The following is a 22,444-nucleotide window of genomic DNA, read 5'->3' as shown; positions in this document are numbered from 1 at the left end:
TTACAGCGGACAAACTGAGGTTACTTTGTGACTGTAAGCGCAAATAGGTTCTTACAGCAGTGGTTTGCACGTTCGCCGACGCCGGAATGAAGCTGTAAGCACGCATACGTTCTTACACCGGACAAACTAAGGTTACTTTGCAGCTGTAWGCGCAAATAGGTTCCTATAGCAGTGTTTCGCACGTTCGCCTACGCCGGAATGAAGCTGTAAGCACGCATACGTTCTTAAACTAGACAAACTAAGGTTACTTTGTGACTGTAAGCACAAATAGGTTCTTACAGCAGTGTTTCGCACGTTCGCTAACGCCGAAAAGAAGCTGAAAGCACGCATACGTTCTTACAGCGGACAAACTGAGGTTACTTTGTGGCTGTAAGCACAAATAGGTTCTTACAGCAGTGGCTCGCACGTTCGCCTACGCCGAAAAGAAGCAGTAAGCACGTATACGTTCTTACACCGGACAAACTGAGGTTACTTTGCAGCTGTAAGCGCAAATAGGTTTTTACAGCAATGGTTCGCACGTTCGCCTACGCCGAAATGAAGCTGTAAGCACGTATACGTTCTTACACCGGGCAAACTGAGGTTACTTTGCAGCTGTAAGCGCAAATAGGTTCTTACAGCAGTGGTTTGCATGTTCGCCAACGCCGAAAAGAAGCTGTAAGCACGTATACGTTCTTACAGCGGACAAACTGAGGTTACTTTGTGACTGTAAGCACACATAGGTTCTTACAGCAGTGGTTCGCACGTTCGCCGACGCCGAAAAGAAGCTGTAAGCACGTATATGTTCTTACAGCGGACAAACTGAGGTTACTTTGTGGCTGTAAGCACACACAGGTTCTTACAGCAGTGGTTTGCACGTTCGCCGACGCCGAAATGAAGCTGTAAGCACGTATACGTTCTTACACCGGACAAACTGAGGTTACTTTGCAGCTGTAAGCACACATAGGTTCTTACAGCAATGGTTCGCACGTTCGCCGACGCCGAAAAGAAGCTGTAAGCACGCATTGATGCTTACAATTCACAAATATAATTCACATGCAATAGCCCTTTCGAGTCATGTTTTTACCCTCCCTATCGAGGGAGAATAGGAGATAGAAAAAAAGTAATATAACCTATGGAAGCCGAGGCGAATGATGTGGAAGAGGATTTGGCTAAGAAAAAATCATTTTGGTTGTTTGTGGCTTGGGCTACAGCAGTTTTGGCGACGGCGGGAAGCTTGTATTTGAGTGAGGTTATGCATTTTGCACCATGCAGCTTATGCTGGTTCCAGCGAATATTCATGTATCCATTGGCACTCATACTAGGCATAGCCTACTCTAAGGGAGATGAAGGCATCGTATCGTACGCACTGCCTTTAGTTGTAATTGGTGGGGGCTTCTCGCTTTATCATACGGTGCTGCAAAAGCTGCCGCATGATTCTCCGCTTGCTGCGTGCGGCCCCGTTTCTTGTCAGGGAGACTATTTGAACTGGTTTGGATTTATTACCATTCCAATGCTGGCTCTCGTGGCGTTTTTGATCATTTTGACGGCGCTGCTTCGCTTGAAGAAGCTTAATAAACAGTCATAATTTCATGGAAAAGGCAGCTGAGCAGCTCAAAAAAATTGAGTGCACAGCTGCCTTTATTGCCATTGTTTATAAAGCTAAGCGCATATCGTCGCAGGATCATTTCTCTAACGAACTGTATTATGCTTATTATGATGAAAACTACTTTTCTTTCATTTTAACGAACCGTATTAGCACTATAGGCTGATTTATAGGGTGTCATGAGTCAATTTTCTCAAAATAAAGATTCTGGTATTCGTTACAATTTTAATTCATAACAAATGGTTTAATTAAGACCTACTAGGTTCGTTAGCTATACGGATGATAAGGGGAGAACATCGTTCTGCCCAAGCTCCATCAGAAAAAAAGCAGGAGCTGTTCCAAGCGTAGATCAATCTACGCCTAGAACAGCTCCGTTTATGCCTCGGCTTAAAGTTGTTTCAAAAACTCAACAATCGTCAGAAGTCCCTTGTCAAAGTTCTCAAGGTTGAAATGCTCATTAGGAGCATGCAGATTTTCGTCTGGAAGTCCGAAGCCCATCATGACGACAGGAGCGCCTAATACACGGGAGAATGTCTCGACAATTGGAATCGAGCCGCCATCCTTCGTGAAGAGCGCGCGAGTGCCATATACTTTTTCGTAAGCATCGGCTGCCTTTTGGAGCATTGGATTTGATGGGTCCATGTCGAAGGCACGAGCTTTTTCGCCGCGTTTTATAATTAGCTTTGCACCGGACTGAACATGCGATTCCAGATGAGTTACAATACGCTCTAGTATTTGAGCCGGGTCCTGATCGCCAACTAGACGACAAGTGATTTTGGCGTGAGCTTCTTTTGGAATGACCGTTTTCGAACCTTCGCCTTGAAACCCGCCATAAACGCCATTTAGTTCAAGAGTTGGCCTTGCACCTGTTCGCTCAACAAAGGAATATCCTTCTTCCCCGTATAAGGCGTCAAGTTCGAGATTTTTTCTTAATTCTTCTTCATTATGATTTTGCTTTAGGAACTCTTCACGCATAGCAGCGGAAAGCTCTGGCACACCTTCATAGAAACCTTCGATTGAAACTCTGCCTTGATCATCATGCAATGAGCTCAGCAAGGAAATCATGGCGTGAAGGGCGTTCGGAACACCGCCGCCGAATGAACCCGAATGCAGATCGGTATTGGCAGTAAGTATCGTTACTTCAAGGGAGCACAGTCCGCGCAGCCCAGTAGAAATAGCAGGTTTTCCTTTTTCAAGAAGCGATGTATCTGAGATGACAATGACGTCAGCCTTCAGCTTATCTGCATTCGTCTCCATAAAGGTCGGCAGATTAGGGCTTGAAATTTCTTCCTCGCCTTCAATACAAAACTTAACGTTGACTGGAAGCGCATTTTCTTGGTTCAGAAGCGCCTCAACCGCCTTTACATGCAGGAAAAGCTGGCCTTTATCATCGGTTGCACCACGAGCATATAATTTGCCATCGCGGATGGTTGGCTCAAAAGGAGGAGTCTCCCAAAGGTTAAGAGGATCTACAGGCTGCACGTCATAATGGCCATAGATAAGTACTGTCGGTTTGCCTGGTGCATGGATATGCTCGGCGTACACGATGGGATGCCCAGCTGTAGGATGGATCTCCACATTCTCAAGACCAGCCTTCTCTAATTTGGCTGCAACCCATTTGGCTGCTTCGTTCATGTTGTTTTTATGAGTGGATAAAGCTGAAATACTCGGGATCGTCAAAAACTGCTTCAGCTCATCCAAATGTTGTTCTCTTAGGTTCTGAAAATAGGATTCATAGCTCATTGGATAGTTGCTCCTTACATTTGGTATAGACTAAGTATACGTCTACAAGTGAATAAGTAAAACAGCTGCAAAATTTAATTCGTGTATTGCGGGCAGCAATCTGCAGAAATAGTGGAAAGCAATCCGATATCTGCGTTTATAAATAATTAGTATCCAGCAAAGAAATAAATTGTTTGGCCGCAGGGGAAAGATGCTTATTCCTATGATAGACATAACTAATTCCTCTATTGAATTTTACTCCTTTAATGTTCACCTTCACCAATAAGCCGCTTTTGATCTCCTGTTGAATAGCAAAGCTAGAAACAATAGATACCCCAAGCTCATGAATAACCCCTTGTTTAATTCCTTCTAAATTGCTAATTTCCATTTGTGTAGGAAACTCAAGCCCGTACTCAGCAAATTTTTTCTCTAAGTAAATGCGTGTTGCTGATTTATCGGGTTTAATAATTAACGTTTCGTTGACCAAATCTTCGAGTGTGCACTCTTGTTTATGAGCAAGCGGGTGCAAGGGGTTCACAATTAAGACAAGCTCATCCTCGTAAAAGGTTTTACGCTGAAAACGGGATTCATCGATTTCAATACGATCAGAAATAATTAAAAACTCTACTTTATTGGATTCCAACATATGAACAAGGTGATTTGAAGCTGTAATGTTCATGTTTATTTTAATCTGCGGAAATTTTTTGGTATAACCTCTAAGGATCATAGGAAGCAAATAAACGCCTACAAAATTGCTCGCACCAAACGATAAAGTTCCGTATGACAAGTCTTCCAGCTGCTTAATATGGTCTTTGGCTGTATGAAGCAGGTTAATAATTTGCTCTGCGTATGGCTTGAAATTTTCTCCCTGTTTCGTTAAATAAAGCTTCTTGCCAATTCGATCAAATAGAGGAACGCCAAGCTCTTCTTCTATACTTTGAATTTGCATGCTTACCGATGGTTGTGAGCAGTAGAGAAGTTCCGCTGCTTCTGTAAAGTTTAAGCATTCTGTTAGCGTAATAAAGGTCTGAAGTTTATTGATATTCATTTCCACGACACCTTTCGACTTATCATTTAAAAATAATCTATAACGAAACGTTATGGTTATTCAAAGTTAATCAAATTGTATTATATTTTCTGGTTTTATAAAATGAAAACGGTAACATTATTAGTTTGAGGAGGATGCAAGATGAGTGAAGTCTCGCGAGATGTAGAGAATGAGACTAAAAAGCCGCCTATGAAGAAAAAAGGGAAGCTTGAAGAAGGGATGCAAAGATTTGGTATTCCACTTGCACTTATTGTGGGGCTGCTTTTGTTCTTTATGCCTACACCGGAAGGCATGAGCTTAGAAGCCCAAAGAGCAATTGCAATATTTACAGGAGCATTGATTTTATGGATTACGACTCCGCTGCCTATTTACTTAACATCTATCATCGCTATTTTGCTTCTTCCATTAGTAGGAGCAGTTGAAGATCAAGAAGTGGCATTCGGTACGTTAGGATTTGATGTGATCTGGCTGATGGTTTCCGCATTCATCCTCACTTCCGCCATGATAAAATCAAATTTGGGTAGACGCTTATCCTTATGGATGGTCACGCAGTTTGGTAAAACGCCAAAAAAGACATTGTTTTTATTAATCGTTATTAATTTTATTTTAGCTTTTTTTGTTCCTTCAACTACAGCAAGAGCTACGCTCATGGTGCCAATATGCTTGATTTTATTAGAGGTGTATAAAGTGCTGCCGGGTGAGAGCAATCTTGGAAAAGTAATGATGCTTCAAGGCGTGCAAGCAGATGCGCTTGCTACCTCAGGTGTTATGACAGCTACTTCTGGCAATATCATAGCTGTTGGTTTCATTAATGAACAAGCGGGCGGCGATATTGGTTATATGGATTGGCTTCTCGCCTCTATGCCAACTGCAATTATTACGATGATGATTACTTTCTTCATTGGTTTAAAGCTCTTCTCCATCAAAAGTGAATCCCACTTCGATCATGCGAGGGATACGTTAAAAAATGAGTTGTTAAAATTAGGTTCCTTCTCTTTAGATGAGAAAAAGGCAGTAACGATATTCCTCCTTACGGTGGCATTATGGGCTACAGGAGATTACCATAGCGCTTGGTTTGGCTTTGAACTCAGTACGGAACAGACAGCTGTACTCGCTGCACTTCTCTGTTTGCTTCCAAGGGTAGGTTTGTTGACCTGGAAAGAAACGAACATCAAATGGGAGCTCATGATTTTTGCAGCAGGCGCTTATGCAGTAGGGAATGCATTGGATAAATCCGGCGGCGCAGAATGGATTATTGGAAAAGTAGTCGCTGCGCTCGGATTGGAGAGCATGAATCATGTTTGGGTATATGTCGTTGTCGTATTCCTTAGCATGTACAGTCATCTTATATTTACGAGTAAAACAGTGAGGGTCACTATATTAATACCAGCATTCATCGCTTTAGCGAAAACGCTCGGCATGGACCCTGTGCCTCTTGCATTAGCAGCAGCTATGACCATGACCTATACCATTACACTTCCGCCGCATTCGAAGGTAAATACGATCTATTTTGGAACAGGGTACTTCTCCGTGTTGGATCAAGTGAAATATGCGGTAGTTACTTGTTTTGTCGGAGCATGCGTAATTAGCTTGGCGATCTTTACTTGGTTTAAAGTAATCGGAATATAGAGAGAGCAGGAGGGAGCCATATTGAACAGAAAAGTTATTTTAGCTATTGCAGATGGAATAGGGGATCTTCCACATCCTTTGCTTGAAAACAAAACGCCATTGGAATATGCAGATACACCTAATCTAGATAGATTAGCTTCTACGGGGGTTACAGGCATCATGGATTTGATTAGCCCTGGCATTCCAGTAGGCACCGATATGGGGCATCTAATTTTGTTTGGCTATCAGCCTCATCATTATCCGGGACGCGGGCCAATTGAGGCTTTAGGAATTAACATGAATGTTCTTCCGGGCGATATCGTGCTGAGGTGCAACTTTGCTGCAGTGGATGAGAATGGGATTGTCGTTGATCGCAGGGCAGGACGGATACGCAATGGAACAGAAGATCTTGCTGACGCGATTAACGGGTTAGAAATAATGGGAGTGAGCATATATTTCAAACCGGCTACAGAGCATCGTGCTGTACTTATATTAAGAGGAACTGGGCTCAGTGATCAAATCAGCGATTCAGATCCGAAAGCGCCAAACGATGGCTGCCCATATCATACTATAGTCTCTCTTGATTCCTCGGCGGAGTCCAAACGAACAGCTATGGTTCTAAATTTGTTTCTTCATAAAGCGCATGTCATCTTATCCAATCATTCTGTTAATGTAGAGCGTATGAAACAAGGGGAATTAGCAGCTAATTTTATTCTCACGCGTGGAGCTGGACAGATGATTCAGCTTGATCCCATAACCGATGCTCTTCATATGAAGGGAAGCTGTATTGCTGGAGAGAGTACCGTACTTGGCGTTGCCAAATTGGCTGGCTTTAAACCGGTAACAGATAGTAGAATGACAGGAAATATGGATACGGACGTTGTACTAAAAGCTAAGCTGGCACTTGAAGAAATTTCTGAAAATGATTTTGTATTAGTGCATCTAAAAGCACCCGACGTTAAGGGGCATGATAATAAACCGTTTGAAAAAGCAAAAGCGATTGAATTGTTTGATCAAATGGTAGGAATTATAGCGCAGGGAATATCTGAAGATGTATATTTGGCTGTGGCGGCTGATCATTCTACCCCTTGTGAAATCGGTGAGCATACCGGCGATCCCGTGCCTATTTTAATCAATGGCCCTAGTATTCGAATAGATCGAACCAAACAATATAATGAATTAGATTGTGCGTATGGAGGATTAGGGCGTCTAACTGGACATGGGTTTATTCAAACATTGCACGGATTAATTGGACGAGTGAAAAAGCAGGGTAATTAGGGTAGGAAGAGAAGATCAATCTTGTTCACAAAAGCAAGGCGAAGCGATAGTTATAATTTAATCATAAAGGTCAAGCCACGTTTCCGAAACGTGGCTTTCTTTTTCTTTTAATGGGTTGATGTCGATATTTGACAAATGAAAGACGATTTTGTCACTACATGGTAATATTAGGCTTAAGAACGATAAGGAGGTAACTATTCGTAATATAGCAACTTATTTTTTTGAGATTTCGGACTTGTTAAGGGGTGAGTGGTATGTATATACTGCGCAAAATTACAGAGAAAAAGAAAAATAAAATCAGTTTGGCTACGCTTTTAATCGGATTAGTATCGATTTCAGTTCTACTTACGTTATCGATATTGCTTTTTGTATCTTATGAATACAAGAAACAATCATTATATGAAACAACGCTAACTCTAAATCTTTCAACCGCTTCTAAGATGAGTCAAACGATGGATTCTCTCTTTATATCCATGCGCAGCAGCCTCAAAAATGCTGCTTCTTTTTATTCAGTGGTTAATGCGGCAGATGCGGACTATCTTGATCTCATCCGTAAAAGCAGCAACTATTTTAACTCGATTATGGTCGTAGATGAATCAGGCGTGATTAGGAATATTTCTCCTTCTTCTATTGGGGCTAAAGGGGAGAACATTGTTACGGATGCAGCGATTGAGGCATTTAAAGGTAAAAAACCATATATATCAAAACCATTCATGAGCCCATCTACGAAACAGCTTATCGTATTTATCAGTGAGCCTTTATATGACGAAAAAGGAATCTATCGCGGTTTTATTGGCGGGAGCATCTATTTGCAAAAAGATAATGTCCTAAACATGATTTTTGGAAATTACGGTCTTAATGAAAGCGGATCGAGCTTATATGTTGTAGGCTCTGATGGAAGTCTTCTTTACGATCCTAATATCATTCAAATTGGCAAAAATATTAGCTCCTATCCGATTGTTCAGCAGCTCAAGCAAGGAAAAAGCGGGTATACACTTACGAAAACAGATGGGATTTCTTTATTGGCTGGGTATTCCTATGTGCCGGAAAATGAATGGGGAATTGTAGTATATTCCGAAATGAGTACGATTAAAGCACAACTTAATATCCAAATCCGACAGATTTTGCTTTATTCGCTTTTACCATTTATTCTATTAATGCTCGCTACGATTTGGTTTGCTCACCGACTAGCAAGGCCATTTGTTATGCTTGCCAATATCGTGGGCAACATGGGGAACAAGGAACAAAAGCTCCTTACGATGGATCAGCACTGGAATCGCGAAGCGGATGTGCTAACCAAAACGGTAGTGCTTGCTTTGAATGGCATACAATTGAAAACAGATCAGCTAACCCAGGCGGCAATGACGGATGCATTAACGGGCTTAAGCAACCGAAGAAGCTTAGAAAAAACGATGAAGCAATGGATAGAGGAGCAAAAAAACTATTCCATCATCGTACTGGATATTGATCGATTCAAGCTGGTTAATGATACGTACGGACATCAAGAAGGGGACAGAGTACTTCAGCATTTGTCGAAAATCGTCATGGCTACGATAAGGCCAGGAGACTTATGCAGTCGCTATGGAGGCGAGGAGTTTGTTGTTCTGCTGCCCTATACTAATGTGCATGATGCTTATGAGGTTGCTGAACGCATTCGGGAATCGATGGAAAACAGTGAGAATCACTTAAAGCATAGGATTACCATTTCACTTGGCATTGCTCATTTTCCATCACAATCAAGAAACGCGGATGAGCTGTTTGTACTGGCAGATCAAGCCTTGTATAAGGCTAAGAATACGGGAAGAAACCGGACGATGATCGCGGAAGTGAAAAATGAGTATTTGTGTTCATTTAATAGAAATAATTAGATTAAGAGCACGCCATGAATGAATGTATTTAAGAGGGTGAAGATATGATTTCAATAGGCCTTGCAGGATGGGGCGATCATGACCAGCTGTATGTTCCAGTTAGCAAAGCGGGCAGCAAGCTGCGGCAGTATGCAAAACATTTTCCTGTTGTAGAGGTAGACAGCACTTTTTATGCCATACAATCTAAAGAGCGATTCAGCAAATGGCTGGCGGATACGCCGGAATCCCTTCACTTCGTCATTAAAGCTTATCAAGGGATGACCGGACATCAGCGCGGACCTGCCGTGCCGGCTTCGGAGACAAATGAAATGTTCGGTGCATTTCGGCAAATGCTGGAGCCCGTAATGGAGACAGGCCGATTGACGGCAGTCTTGTTCCAGTATCCGCCGTGGTTTGATTGTACAGCAGCCAATGTGCGAATTCTGCGGGAGACAAAAGCAAGGATGAATGGCATTCCTTGCGCGCTGGAATTCCGTCATCAAAGCTGGTTTACACAGGAGTACTGTGAGAAAACGCTGGATTTTATGAGGCAGGAGCAGTGGATGCACAGTGTTTGTGATGAGCCGCAGGCAGGAATAGGCTCCATACCGATCGTTCTCACAGCAACCGATGCACAATCAACTATTGTGAGGTTCCATGGACGCAATGTGTCTGGCTGGAATCAAGCCAGTGCACCGAATTGGCGCGAAGTTCGGTATTTATATCGCTATAGCGAGGAAGAGCTGCAAGATTGGGCGAATAAGCTGCGGCTGCTGGAACAGCAGAGCGAGCATATTTACGTCATTTTTAATAACAATTCCGGAGGGGACGCAGCAGACAACGCGAAGCGGATGATGGAGATACTGGGACTGACTCGCCCGAACGGCGAAAGTCCGAATGAGCCGCCGCCCCCGATTATCGAGCAGTTGGATTTATTTTAGATTGACGAATATAATTTAGTAAATACAAAATCATCCAATTAATGTAATGGGAGGCTTGATATGAACCAGAGATGGAGCGTGAAGAGAACAGTTGTAAGTTTCAGCTTGTTCATTCTTATCGCATTGGTTTTATCCGTAATTATTTGGTATCGAATAACGGACCCGTTAGTAAATAACGGACTTCAACGAATCAATAATCATGATGGAAAGGTAGTAGAGTATGTCGTTGAGCTCAGCAATGAAGGGTTTCAGAAAATCGACATTAATAAGGTCAGCGTGAATGGTGAAGATCGCTCGAATGACGTCCAACTAGGCATCTCTTATGATTCTACTCATATGGTGCAGGTCCTTCCGAATTCAGATCCGGCTACTCAGTTTATGAAACTATCGGCCTCTTCTATTTATCCAGCGCTTTCTCGGGGTGAGATTCAAGCAGCACTAGAGAAAAAAGAACATACACCAATGCAATACGGCCTCCGAATTCGCTATGAACATCAACCCATACAGAATGTAACGATCACGTACAAATATTTAGGTTTTACGAAAACGAAAAGTATAACCAATTGGTTTGAGTCCGATTCTCTACAATAAGTGAGTACAACTTTATTCTCCACTTTAATAAAAATTGAATACGCTGAGTAGGCGGGGGGACTGTTTATGAGAACGATCAATGTGTATCACTATGACGCATTCAGCAATATTCCAAACATGGGAAACCCTGCAGGAGTCGTATTTAATGGTGATGATCTCTCCGAAGAGCAAATGCTGACCATCGCAGAAAAAGTAGGCTTCAATGAGACGGCATTTCCGCTGAAATCGGATATGGCTGATCTTCGAATTCGTTATTTTACGCCAGGTCATGAAATAAATCTTTGTGGACATGCAACGATGGCAACCATTTATGCGCTGCAAACGAAAGGGCTGCTGGAACATCCGTCAGCATTCACGATTGAAACAAAAGCTGGAGTATTGCCGATAAAAATCGATTTTGATGCAAATGGTGAACCTCTTATTACGATGCGGCAAGCCGCTCCTCAATTTCAGCCATTCCATGGTTCTTTATTGGAGCTGGCTCATTCTATGGGCATCGAAGAAAGTGAGATCGAGACGGAGCTCCCCACTGTGTATGGAAGTACCGGTGCGTGGACCTTATTAATTCCTATAAAAAGCCTGAGTACTTTCAGTAAAATGAAGCCAAACAATTCGTTGTTTCCGCATATTTTAAAAGAAATGCCAAGGGCGTCCATCCATCCGTTTTGTTTAGAAACATACGATGTGAATGCACAGATGCATGCCCGTCATTTCTCATCGCCATTTTCAGGAACGATTGAAGATCCCGTAACAGGTACGGCTTCTGGTGTAATGGGTGCATACTACGCGAAGTACATAGATAACAACTCGGAAAAATCAATTCATCTTGTCGTTGAACAAGGGCAAGAGATTGGCCGCAATGGCAGAGTTGGTGTATCTGTAACAAGGAATAATGATCAGCTCGATATCGAGATTACTGGCAACGCTATTTATGTTCATGAATTTGAGATATAACTACCTAACGCAGCAGTGATAGATTGAGGGTGCATTTAATAGATGTATAAACATATAATATTTGATTTTGACGGCACACTAGTAGATTCAACGTCGGAAATAATGATGGTTTATAACGAATTAGCAGTAAAATATAATTTTAAAAAAGTAAATCATGAAGAATACAAATTATTAAACCATCTATCATTAAAAGAACGGTTTAAAGCTTTAAACGTTCCGATGTATAAGTTCCTTTTGATTAGAAAAATAGGAAAGGAATTTAAGGAGCGCTATAAACAGCATCTTAACTCGATATTATTTATTGATCAGATGAGAGAAGTGGTAAATGCACTTCAAAGTGAAGGTTATAAAATCGCAATCATTACATCGAACTCTGCAGCGAATGTCTCTGATTTTTTACATACTCAAAATTTCAAGGGTATCCATGAAGTTCGATCGTCAAATGGACTATTTGGAAAACATCAAACGCTAAAAAAATATTTAAAATATAATCAATTAAATTGTGAAGATGTAATTTATATCGGTGATGAAACAAGAGATATTATTGCATGTAAGAAATGCGAAATCGATGTCATTGCAGTGTCTTGGGGATTGGATACAAAAGAATCATTGCTGGCACAGAGTCCGAATTATTTAGTCGATCAACCGCATGAAATTAGGGAGATCTTAATAAAATAGAAGAAAAAATTATTGAATATTTTAAACAAGATAAGGAAATTCAAGTATGAGAATCGTCCAATCCATAACGATATTATAAATTTAAATTCGAGGTGAAGCGATGTTTAATCCAGCGGTCTTCTTCTATTAGTTGTGCCGGCATTTATGGCTTAAGAGCCAAAATCTAACCCGTCACAACGGGGATGAAGATGTTTGATGAGAAGGAAATGACAGCTTGGGGAAATGAACAAAGTTACGCTAGAGAACATGTGAAAATTCACAAAAACCCTAGAAGAGCGAAGTTAAGAGACTTCCGCAAAGGAATAAAGGGCGTTCACTATAACAAAGAGGTCAAAGAAGTAAGGAAATCAGACTATCGTAAGTATAGAATACAAATGAAATGCCTTCTTCGAGGCGAGCATTACGAATTGCTGCGAGGCTATCAACGAACAGGTGGACGGATTACTTGGTAGGTCGATAAATAACAGACATTAAACTAGGAGGAGATGAGAATCTCCTCTGATTTGCATGCTTACTGCCATGTATATCCATAGGTTACTTATAGGTTACTAAGTAAAAAGAAATTGCGTACTTCATATTTGTATATCGTTGTACTATTATTAGACATGAAAGGCTTAAGCAGATGAATAAACAAATGATTCAGATATTTGTGGAAGCGTTATCATGATAGTAACCAACCAAGCTATACCATTTTAAATTACGATAAAACTGACGAGGTGAACGAAATGAGAGTTGTTGTGACAGGGGCTGCGGGCAATGGAGGTCAGGCCGTATGCAAAGCATTGGCCCAAGCTGGTTATACCGTTCGGATGGCAGACGTTATGCCCCCTCAGTCTGATGATTTGAAGCAGCTTGAGTTTGTTAGATGTGACATTAGGACGCCAGGCGATGTACAGCGTGCGGTGGAGGGCATGGATGCCGTTGTTCACCTGGCAGCATGGCACTGTGCACACAATCCGCCAGTTAGTGATGAAACTATTTTTTCTGTTAATGTCGATGGTACTTTTTATCTATTAGAAGCATGCAAGCAAGCGGGTATAAAAGCGATTGTCTATGCCTCCTCGATGGCATTCGGATGGGGCTCGGTTTATGGAGTAAGCAAAGTCATCGGGGAAGACCTCTGCAAGGCTTATCATGAAATGACAGGCGCATCGATTGCAATGCTGCGTTATCATGAATTTATTCCTCGGCCATATTTAGAGTTTGGGGAACGATTACTTCGCAATGGGGTAGATAGACGAGATGTGGCGGCAGCTACAGTGGCATCGGTCAAAGCAGCTTTGGAAAAGAAGATTGGGCTATTTCGCACAATTGTACATACCAATCATCATATGCCGCAAGAGGTTGTTCAAAACTTCAGCGAGCTTGGCGCAGAATGGTGTGAGACACAAGTGCCGGGCGCAAGCCGCCTGTTGAAGAAGTATGAGTTGACGCTGCCAAAACAAGTTGAGCAGCATGATCTATCAGAGGCAGAGGAGATGCTTGGATGGAAACCGGCATATGGTTTTCTTGAGTTTTTGAGAGACTTAAAGAGTAGAGATGAAAAAGGGATCGACGTTGCTAATCTATGGGTTCCTTCGGAAATTCCAGCGTTAAATGAATAGGTTGAATAGTGAAAAGCAGCGCTGTCTGAGGATAGCGCTTGAATAAGCAAATGCCATATTTAGGCGTACAAGAGGTGGTCCCTGCAAGCACGGGCCATCTTTTTTTATGATTTTTTTAATTTCATGACATTTTCATTTATTTGGCGTATTATAATGAGCGTGCTTAACCATAGCGAAAAAAAGGAGTTGAGTTCTGTAATGGATAGTCGAAGTAGCGCCGAACCCGAGCCAAGCTTGTTGCAGGGGGAAGTCATGAACAAACCAATCTTCAGAAGATTGATTACTGAACTGAAGGTCAACTCTTTTGTATGGCAGGGGCATTTCTGGCTTCCTCATTAATCTGAGGAGGTTGTAACCATGTTGAATATTTATATTACTGACGAGCACGGAATACTGAAAGAAACGGATGAGATTACTTCAGGATGCTGGGTCAATCTTGTAGCACCAACGGAGCAAGAAATGAATCTAGTAGCTGCTAAAGCACAAATTCCTTTGGATTTTATAAAGGATCCATTAGATGAAGAAGAACGGTCAAGGATTGAAAATGATAATAGCAATGTGCTTATCGTTGTAAATCTGCCATTGGTTTCGACGGATGACAAGGGTATTCCCATGTATGATACGATTCCACTAGGGATGATTATTGCGGACGATTGTTTTATTACAGTGTGTCTAAAAGACAATCCGATTTTTCACGTTTTTGCACAAAATAAAATAAAACAATTTTACACGTACAAAAAAACTAGGTTTTCATTTCAAATTTTATATTTAATAGCGACTTCATATTTGAAGTACCTTAAGCAAATTATTAAAATGACAGACGAAATAGAGAAAAAATTGCATCAGTCGATGAAAAATAAAGAACTATTTTCCTTATTGAATATGGAGAAAAGCTTGGTCTATTTTACAACCTCATTAAAGTCCAACAACATCGTCATGCAGAAAATGTTGAAAAGCAAATACATGAAAATGTATGAGGATGACCAAGAATTGCTAGAGGATGTCATTGTAGAAAACCAACAGGCTATTGAAATGTCTGAAACGCATACGACGATATTAAGCGGTATGATGGATGCTTTCGCTTCGGTCATTTCCAACAATCTGAATATTGTTATGAAGTTTTTGACATCGATTACGATTATTTTATCGCTGCCTACGATGGTCGCAAGCTTCTATGGGATGAACGTTAAAATTCCGTTTCAGGATTACCCTCATGCCTTTTTTATCGCGATGACCATTTCCGTTATTTTATCGAGTGTCACTGCCGTTATCTTCTGGAAGAAGAGGTTCTTCTAAACTATAGCTGCTTTAAATGAAGTAGAGGCTGTTCTAAACGTAGATTTATCTACTTTTAGAACAGCCTCTTTTGGGGTTAGATGAGCTTATTTAATGAACTGGAAGCAGCGAATCAATGAATTCACTAATCTGCTGGTGATATTCATCCCAGAGATAGTCTTTATTCTCAATGATTAGTTTTGGGATGTCCCACGCATTAACAGTTGCACGGACAAAGGACTGACTCCGTGACCACACCTCTGCAGCTTGTTTGAAATCCTCATCTGTATGCAGGGAGACAGGACCCCATTCATTTCCTCTTACGCTGCAAATAAACCGCCATTGTTTCTCAACATCCACTTGATAATAGTAAATAAGGCTAGGTGCCAGTGGTGCCAGTATCTGCTGTAGGGAAGAAGAGAAAACGAGAAGCTTCTGTTTATCCATGCCCATGAGATGAGCGACACTAATGGTGTCTTGAAGAAACACACTTTCAATAATAATGACTTCATGGGCACTGTGTAGCTCAGCTTGAACAAAGTCAAGATAACGAGTGGTGAGAAGCTGTATGAACTGATCTGCTTCTGCTTCATTTGTGAAAGAACTGAACTCCGGTCCTTGTAAGAGCAGGGGATGTAGTGCTTCCTCTTCTAAAAAACACCTTGCTGCTACTTGTTTTGAATTTAGTTTATCTAAAATGGATTTAGCTGTTGTCGTTTTTCCAGAGCCAGGAATACCGTCAATAATAATTAATCTTTTTTGTTTACTCATGTATAGATCCTCCCTAAATTTAAAATGAATAAGGACGGATCATTCTTGGTTTCAGACAGCAAAAATTGAAATTAGCGTTCATTTTCACTTGTTATACCTCCAAACGTTTGGATTCTAACATTAGATTCGCTTCGTTTAATTCATTTCCCTTTTTCTGGTGAGGCTCATTTCACTAGGAATGTTAATTCAACCTTGCTTTGAGTGTATGAGACCAAAGCTTGTGAATTTCTGCTGCAGAACAGTTGAATGCATCTTCAAAATCGAGTGGATTTCTGATGATTTTATTAAGGGCGTCAATGCCATAGTGTTGTAAAACAAATTCAGAGAGCGTATAAGAAAACTGAAACCCCTTTTTTTCATCAAATTCCCATGTGTTATCTTCTAAATCCTCAAAAGTAGGAATTTGGCTGTGTTTCACAAGCTCTGCTATTGAAGAATCGATGTATTCCTTTGTYATGAGACCAGCTTCGTATCCGCCTAGTCCTTGGTATAACCATTTTGGAGCGGCAGGGTTAATATCTGTCACCAACCAAATCGTATAGAGATGGAGTGTTGATTTAAGAATGGATTGATACGTATGTTCTGGACCTGGATGGAGCGGAGAAGCAATTTTTATCGTATTATTCTCAATTACACCCATAAACCAATTGGGCGCATCTGGCTCACCAACCGCATGATGGAAGGATTGAAGATCTGGATAAATTTCTATTGATATTTTTTTTGAAGGTTGATGTCTTAATTGCGTACAAATACGATCAACGCTGGTTTTCAGATGATTGATGATATCTTGATACACCTTGCTATCCTGCTCGGATGCACCCTTAAGCTCATTTTTACTAATAACAGTAATATAGTCGATTACAGACATAAAGCTTCGAACCTCCTCGTCATTGTGCAATTCTTTTCTTAACTTTTCTAAAGCTCTGTACAGGCGATTTTTGACTGCGCTTAATTTCATCTGAGTAATCTCGGACACCTCTTTCAAAGTGCAGCCGACATCATAATGGAGCGAAATGATTTCACGATCAATCTCGCTTAATTGTTCTAAAGCTAAGGTGATATCGATTCGTATCTCTACATTTTTGGTGAATTCAAAAGATATAAAACGATTTTCTAAGTGGTTTAAGTCTACATAGGTTTCGCAATTACGATCTTTTCTTCGGAGTTCATTTTTTAAATTGTTGTTCGCAATATGGCATATCCAAGTGAATAGACTAGAATCACCACGAAAACTATTGATGTGCTCCATAGCCTTCATAAATGTTAGCTGTGTTAAATCCTCTGCAGTCTGAATGTCGACCTTCAGCGAGAGAAATCTTCTAATTCTATCGTAATATAGCGTGAAAATGTCCTCGAATTTGTCGTGGGCCCCTGACATCAAGTGAACCTCCCCCTGTCTTCACGTTTATTAGACACCAGGGAGATGGAAAAAGCCACAGCAAAATGTATTATTTATGGATTGAATTTTTTGTTAGTGCTTAAAGGAAAACCTCCCGTTAATTCGATAAATAAATGGCTTTTTGCCCCATTAGCAGGAAATTCTCCTGCTATATTCGTCAAATAGGCCCATTTGGTGAGGATATGCTGAAAATAACAGGAGTTTTTCCATCTAGTGGCTTTGAGAGCAAATAATCGTTTTAATTAGCGGGAGTATTTCCTGTTAAACGGCTTAGCAGCTGCTAAGTTACCTCAGATAGGAACGCCAAAAAACAAAGGAGCAGCCATCTCGGCTGCTCCTTTGTTTTGCGAATCCATTGTTTGAACTTCCACCCACCATCAATACTTCAGCTTCAATAAATTGCGTTCCGCAATGAAGGTCGTTGTATTAAACAGCAGCAGGACATCCTCAATCCCGTTGGCTTCCATGTAGTCACTAATATTGCCGTTATTGTAGCGAATGTCGATCACATGGATATCCTCGACATGTTGCGTCAGGAAAGGGAGGAAGCTGTGCGCATATGAATCTTTAATGACAAGCAGCTTCTTCTTATCGGCTTGCTTCGGAGGAAGCTCGCTGTGAAGCGTCATTAAAGCGTGCACGCCGCCAAGAAAATACGAGTATTTATCCTTCTTTTCCAAATAGCTCGAATCATACATGGTCGTAAAGGTTTTGTCCGTATCAGCCACGTACATGTCTGTTTTCATTCCGTTTTTAGCTTTGTAGGCTTCAATGGAATCAGGTGTTAAACCGCTGAACTGACCGCGAGTATGATAGCTGCCTAGAAAAGAGTTGGTAACGGTCTCGATGTCGAAATCCTTCTCGGCCATTGGCGTCCAGCCCATCTTCTCCGCGTAAGTAACATAGGCTAGATAGGCGCCATAAGTCGTCCAGTGGTGGTCTGTTTTGTAATAAAGCGGTCTGCTGCTGCCGGCTTCAGGCTTCAGAAATTCGAATCCGTCGATAAACGACAAGCTCCCTTTAACCTGATCGGCAATAAAGCTGTTTACCTTCGTTTGCGGGTAAGCATCAGCCAGCCATGGCAGCCGTTCTGGATACAGGCCAATGGAGGTCGGAGCAAGCATAAAGGTGATGTTGGCGTTAGGATGGTTTTGTACAAACTTCTCCACCGCAGCAGTGTATTCTTCTATATCTTTATCGTTCGGTTTATTAAATTTCTCGAACAAATAGCCGTCAGAGCCTTTGTAGATGCCGTTATTTTCCTGCTGCAGGCGAAGCTGCTCAAATACAGACTTCGTCCATACCCAGTTGGTTCGGAAAGGAAAATGATCGGTTACGTAGTTTTCCGTATCATCGGCAAACTTCTTAGACCAAAGATTATCCCAAGTCAGCTCAGGTGACTTCTGGAGCGTGCGATTCTCAACGTCCGAGAATGCTTGTACGGGCAGTAAAAAAAATAATAACGACATAGCAAATAGGACACCGACGAAACCCCACACAAAAACGTGGTCCGTCTTCTTGCTCAAAACCGCCAGCCTCCTTTTACATTAAAAACGGAAGTAAAGAAATGGGTTAAACGTCGCATCAACCAAGTAAGCAACGGACATAAAGAACAACAAAGCATGCCAGCCAAGCTGTAAAACGGGTCGCGTACTTCTGTTTTCCTTGAGCTTGCGCTTAGGCAAGGATGCGAGCACTAATAATACGAGTAAAATTGCATTTGTGTACAACAAATAGAAAGTTTCATTGTTCCATAATGGCTGGTCATTGGCGCCAAACATAGCAGCAAAGTAAGTACCCATATTTCCTAAATCGTCAAAGGCAAAGAATACCCAACCGATTAAAATAAGCAGCAGCGCATACATATGCCTAACCCAAGCTGGCATTCGCTGCAACAGCTTTAGACCGAACCATTTCTCGAATACAAGAACGACGCCGAAGTATAAGCCCCAAAGCAAAAAGTTCCAGCTGGCTCCATGCCAAATACCGGTCAGCAGCCATACGATCATAATGTTTCGAAGCTGTATCCAAGGACCTTTGCGGTTACCGCCAAGCGGTATGTACACATAGTCGCGGAACCAGGTGCTAAGCGATATATGCCAGCGGCGCCAAAAATCAGTAATGCTTTGCGCCGTATAAGGACGATTAAAGTTTTCGTTAAACCGGAAGCCAAACATCAAGCCAAGCCCTATGGCCATATCGGAGTAACCGCTGAAATCAAAATAAATTTGGAAGGCAAAGGCGATAATGCCGAGCCAAGCGGTCAAGGCAGGCATCGTATCTGCTCCTGTGCTTGATATCGTATTCCATAACAGTCCGATATTGTTTGCGAGCAGCACCTTTTTCGCTAAACCGATAATAAATCGTCTAACGCCTTCAGCGAACAGCTCGATGTTCACTGTGCGATGGCGCAATTGCTCCGCAATTGTAGAATATTGCACGATTGGTCCTGCGACCAATTGAGGGAACAAAGCGACAAACGTACCGAAATCAATCCAGTTGCGTTGTGCCTTTGCTGTACCTCTATAAACATCAATAATGTAGGACATCGATTGAAAAGTATAAAAGGAGATACCGATTGGCAACGCCAGTTCAGTTAATGGTATTTGTGTACCTAATAGTGCATTCACATTGTTAATGAGAAAATCAGCGTATTTAAAGTAACCAAGCAAGGTTAAGTTTACGACGACAGAGGCGACGACAATCCATTTCCGCTGCAGGCTGCTCCGCTTCGGGTTGCTAAGAGCAAGTCCGAAGCTGTAGTCAGTAACCGTCGAGAGCAGCATAATTGCGATGTACACGGGCTCGCCCCATGCGTAGAATACGAGGCTTGTGGCGAACAAAACAAAGTTTTTAATTCGCCACGGAGACACGAAATACAGCAGCAATACAGCAGGCAGAAATAGAAATAGGAAAAGTAGACTGCTGAATACCATATTGCTTATTTTTTAGCGAAGAAGGAATCGAATTCAGTTACAAATTTATCGGCTTGTTCAGAAATGACGAAAAAGACGTGATTGCCTTTCGCTACAAGCTTGTAGTTTTTGGCGTTTTCGTACTGATCCGGCAAATAAGTTTCAAATGATTTTTGAACATCCGCAGCACGTTTCTTGATTCCATCCTCAACAGCAGCAATATCTTTAGCATCCTTCACTTTGAAAACAGCTATTTCATTTGTTTTAACGTTCATTAACGGTGACATAATTGTATAATCTTCCAGAATAGATGGGTCGAAGTAATACATTTGTTTCACCATGTCGCCTGTCATTTCTGCTAGCGCGGGTTGTTCAATTTTGGCCAACATGCCGTCAACCATCTCTTTTGTCGTTTTTGTTGTTACGAACTGCTCTTCTTTGTTGCCTGATGTATTGGAGTTAGCTCCTGAATTTGAGTTTGAACCTGAGCATGCCGTCAGCACCAAACCTAATGCAATGACAAGCATAAATGCAAAATATCTTTTTTTCATCGTAATCAATCTCCTCGGTGTCATTTTTGTTATCAAGTTTAAAAACGGAAAATATTAAGTTTATGTTGCAGTTTTAATTATTATGGTAAAATATGACGTTAATAATTCATGAGAATTTGATTATTTCATTCGAGAGAAAAATGAGTGATTACGCGGAGTTTTTGCCATAGAGGAGAGGCTTGACCATGAAGCAGCAATGCTTTTCGATTTATCGATGGTCAAGCTCTCACAAAAAACGAGGTCGATAGAGTGGACTCAAAAATAGAAATTCGATTTGGAAAGAAAGCTGGATGAACGCTTGGTACAAAAAGCAATTATGAATTCTTCGAATTCGAATAAACGCGATCCTCGGAATTGCCGAGCACGAGCTCACATTGGCCTGCAGCTGAAAGCTTGTCCAAATAGGCTGCCACTGCAATGTAGATGCCAGGTTTTCCGGTAGACATTCGTATATCTTGTACAAGCTTCTGTTCAATTAAGAAGTTAGAGATCGCTAATGTGCTGATACGTCCATACTTGAGAGCATCATCAACGACACGCTGAGCCGGCTGTGACAAATAAAAGGGACTTGAAGTTTTGGCATTCGAGCTGCTTAGCTCAGATTCTCGCATTGCGGCAGCACCTAATTTTTTGCCAGCCTCCTCGAATGCAAACGCATCTTGGTTCACCGGAGGCTCATCGAACACAAACGCGCCTTGGCTCTCCTCAATCTCATCAAAGACGAATGCGCCTTGACTGTTTTCGATCTCATCAAATACAAATGCACCTTGGCCATCATCGGAATTGTCAAAGCTGAGTACGCCTTGCGTTACATCGTTATCTCCAAAATCGAAGGAGCCTTGCGAATGTTTTGGAGGGTCAACAGGCTGCTTGCTGTTCTCCATGATGTCCTTGTCGGAACGGAAGTCGCTATGCAGGTTCGGGGTCTCCGGTATTTGCTGTTCATCGTCTTCTGAAGACGATTGATCATAGAAGGTTAAAGCGGCTGCTATTCGCTTCTTCCTGCTCGCTAGGTCCAGTTCATGCAGTCTTCTGCGGATACGGGACAGCTGTCTCTCCAGCAGCGGAAGATTGGCATCGATATGTGCTTGAATGTCGGCAGGTACTTCAAGCTCAGATGGCAGCGGCAAAAAAAGATGCTGATCGAGCTGCCAGCCATCTCTATATTTGCATAACATTTCATTCATCTCGCCATCGAGGATGTCGAAGCCTTTCATAATATCCGATATCGCTTTCGCATCAATTCCGGTATGCAGCTGTAAATGCTCGATACCGAAGTAGCGAATCGTATTGGTAGGGAGATGAAGCACCTGATGCTGGTAGCGCAAGGAACGGCCGCATTCACATTTTGTATGAGGAGACACTTCGCCGCTATCGGTGAACCCGATATAGTCCCATTCTTCAATAAACGATTCAATATCCTCGAATTCAGCATCCTCAGGAATGAACTGGCATTTTTTTCGGGCAAGCTGTCGTGCGAACAACGTTCTTCTGCCTCTAACGAGCTCATGGTGCAAAAAATGACGTTGCTCCTCCGTGAGCGTTCCCATTATGTTATCGCGCTGCTCCAGCGACATCTCGTATTTCATAACACACCTCTATTCCGTCTAAAAAGGGAGTGAAGTCCCCCTTTATTGCATACTTTATTTATTCACATTATAGATGGGGGAGCACAAGAAG

20 protein-coding genes are annotated in these 22,444 nt (G+C 41.8%); 12 read left to right on the top strand and 8 right to left on the bottom strand.

The annotated features are described in order from the left end of the window. Nucleotides 1-1,111 precede the first annotated feature (1,111 nt). Nucleotides 1,112-1,564, top strand: a complete 453-nt coding sequence (locus AC1DPK_RS07820; RefSeq protein WP_339205055.1) for a disulfide oxidoreductase — start codon at nt 1,112-1,114, stop codon at nt 1,562-1,564. A gap of 405 nt (nt 1,565-1,969) precedes the next feature. On the opposite strand, the gene AC1DPK_RS07815 is transcribed toward AC1DPK_RS07820, so the two are convergent. Both AC1DPK_RS07815 and AC1DPK_RS07810 read right to left on the bottom strand, forming a co-directional pair. Further along, a complete protein-coding gene (locus AC1DPK_RS07815; RefSeq protein WP_477509916.1) occupies nt 1,970-3,325 on the bottom strand; it encodes a dipeptidase in 1,356 nt (451 codons plus the stop codon). Between the two features lie 136 nt (nt 3,326-3,461). Beyond that, on the bottom strand, nt 3,462-4,352 hold the full coding sequence (locus AC1DPK_RS07810; protein WP_475444362.1) for a LysR substrate-binding domain-containing protein: 891 nt from the start codon (nt 4,350-4,352) through the stop codon (nt 3,462-3,464). A 141-nt stretch (nt 4,353-4,493) separates the two neighbouring features. On the opposite strand from AC1DPK_RS07810, the gene AC1DPK_RS07805 reads away from it, so the two are divergent. The 11 genes from AC1DPK_RS07805 to AC1DPK_RS07755 all read left to right on the top strand — a co-directional run bounded on the left by AC1DPK_RS07805 (nt 4,494) and on the right by AC1DPK_RS07755 (nt 15,149). Then, on the top strand, nt 4,494-5,981 hold the full coding sequence (locus AC1DPK_RS07805; RefSeq protein ID WP_477509915.1) for an SLC13 family permease: 1,488 nt from the start codon (nt 4,494-4,496) through the stop codon (nt 5,979-5,981). Between the two features lie 21 nt (nt 5,982-6,002). Then, nucleotides 6,003-7,238, top strand: coding sequence for a 2,3-bisphosphoglycerate-independent phosphoglycerate mutase (apgM, locus tag AC1DPK_RS07800; protein ID WP_477509914.1), 1,236 nt, complete (start codon nt 6,003-6,005; stop codon nt 7,236-7,238). A gap of 254 nt (nt 7,239-7,492) precedes the next feature. Beyond that, entirely contained in the window at nt 7,493-9,106 is a 1,614-nt protein-coding gene (locus AC1DPK_RS07795) for a sensor domain-containing diguanylate cyclase (protein WP_477509913.1), read from the top strand. Between the two features lie 44 nt (nt 9,107-9,150). Continuing rightward, nucleotides 9,151-10,026: a DUF72 domain-containing protein gene (locus AC1DPK_RS07790; protein WP_477509912.1), complete on the top strand. Its 876-nt coding sequence runs from the start codon at nt 9,151-9,153 to the stop codon at nt 10,024-10,026. Nucleotides 10,027-10,086: 60 nt separating this feature from the next. Further along, a complete protein-coding gene (locus tag AC1DPK_RS07785; RefSeq protein ID WP_477509911.1) occupies nt 10,087-10,617 on the top strand; it encodes a hypothetical protein in 531 nt (176 codons plus the stop codon). Between the two features lie 66 nt (nt 10,618-10,683). Further along, nucleotides 10,684-11,571, top strand: a complete 888-nt coding sequence (locus AC1DPK_RS07780; RefSeq protein ID WP_477509910.1) for a PhzF family phenazine biosynthesis isomerase — start codon at nt 10,684-10,686, stop codon at nt 11,569-11,571. Between the two features lie 42 nt (nt 11,572-11,613). Next, nucleotides 11,614-12,249: an HAD-IA family hydrolase gene (locus AC1DPK_RS07775; protein WP_477509909.1), complete on the top strand. Its 636-nt coding sequence runs from the start codon at nt 11,614-11,616 to the stop codon at nt 12,247-12,249. Between the two features lie 188 nt (nt 12,250-12,437). Further along, on the top strand, nt 12,438-12,701 hold the full coding sequence (locus AC1DPK_RS07770; RefSeq protein ID WP_477509908.1) for a hypothetical protein: 264 nt from the start codon (nt 12,438-12,440) through the stop codon (nt 12,699-12,701). 273 nt (nt 12,702-12,974) lie between these two features. Next, a complete protein-coding gene (locus AC1DPK_RS07765) occupies nt 12,975-13,853 on the top strand; it encodes an NAD-dependent epimerase/dehydratase family protein (protein WP_477509907.1) in 879 nt (292 codons plus the stop codon). 198 nt (nt 13,854-14,051) lie between these two features. Next, complete coding sequence (locus AC1DPK_RS07760; RefSeq protein ID WP_179089775.1) at nt 14,052-14,192, top strand: hypothetical protein; 141 nt, start codon at nt 14,052-14,054, stop codon at nt 14,190-14,192. Between the two features lie 18 nt (nt 14,193-14,210). Next, nucleotides 14,211-15,149 (top strand): magnesium transporter CorA family protein, encoded by a 939-nt coding sequence (locus AC1DPK_RS07755; protein WP_076267332.1) that lies wholly within the window; start codon nt 14,211-14,213, stop codon nt 15,147-15,149. Between the two features lie 90 nt (nt 15,150-15,239). Here AC1DPK_RS07755 and AC1DPK_RS07750 read toward each other — a convergent pair whose 3' ends face one another. From AC1DPK_RS07750 to AC1DPK_RS07725, 6 genes are all read right to left on the bottom strand, one after another. Then, on the bottom strand, nt 15,240-15,899 hold the full coding sequence (locus tag AC1DPK_RS07750) for a P-loop NTPase family protein (protein WP_477509906.1): 660 nt from the start codon (nt 15,897-15,899) through the stop codon (nt 15,240-15,242). A 181-nt stretch (nt 15,900-16,080) separates the two neighbouring features. Further along, entirely contained in the window at nt 16,081-17,277 is a 1,197-nt protein-coding gene (locus tag AC1DPK_RS07745; RefSeq protein WP_477509905.1) for an RNA polymerase sigma factor, read from the bottom strand. Between the two features lie 398 nt (nt 17,278-17,675). Further along, nucleotides 17,676-18,824: a DHHW family protein gene (locus AC1DPK_RS07740; RefSeq protein WP_477509904.1), complete on the bottom strand. Its 1,149-nt coding sequence runs from the start codon at nt 18,822-18,824 to the stop codon at nt 17,676-17,678. Between the two features lie 21 nt (nt 18,825-18,845). Next, complete coding sequence (locus AC1DPK_RS07735) at nt 18,846-20,234, bottom strand: MBOAT family O-acyltransferase (protein WP_477509903.1); 1,389 nt, start codon at nt 20,232-20,234, stop codon at nt 18,846-18,848. Nucleotides 20,235-20,239: 5 nt separating this feature from the next. Beyond that, entirely contained in the window at nt 20,240-20,764 is a 525-nt protein-coding gene (locus AC1DPK_RS07730; protein WP_477509902.1) for a DUF4358 domain-containing protein, read from the bottom strand. A gap of 314 nt (nt 20,765-21,078) precedes the next feature. Next, entirely contained in the window at nt 21,079-22,353 is a 1,275-nt protein-coding gene (locus AC1DPK_RS07725; protein ID WP_477509901.1) for a DUF3895 domain-containing protein, read from the bottom strand. Between the last annotated feature and the right edge of the window lie 91 nt (nt 22,354-22,444).

The organism is Paenibacillus sp. 01T424 (genome assembly GCF_056398745.1).
The sequence above is the reverse complement of the archived record's forward strand: the minus strand, read 5'-3'. Positions and strand labels throughout refer to the sequence as shown.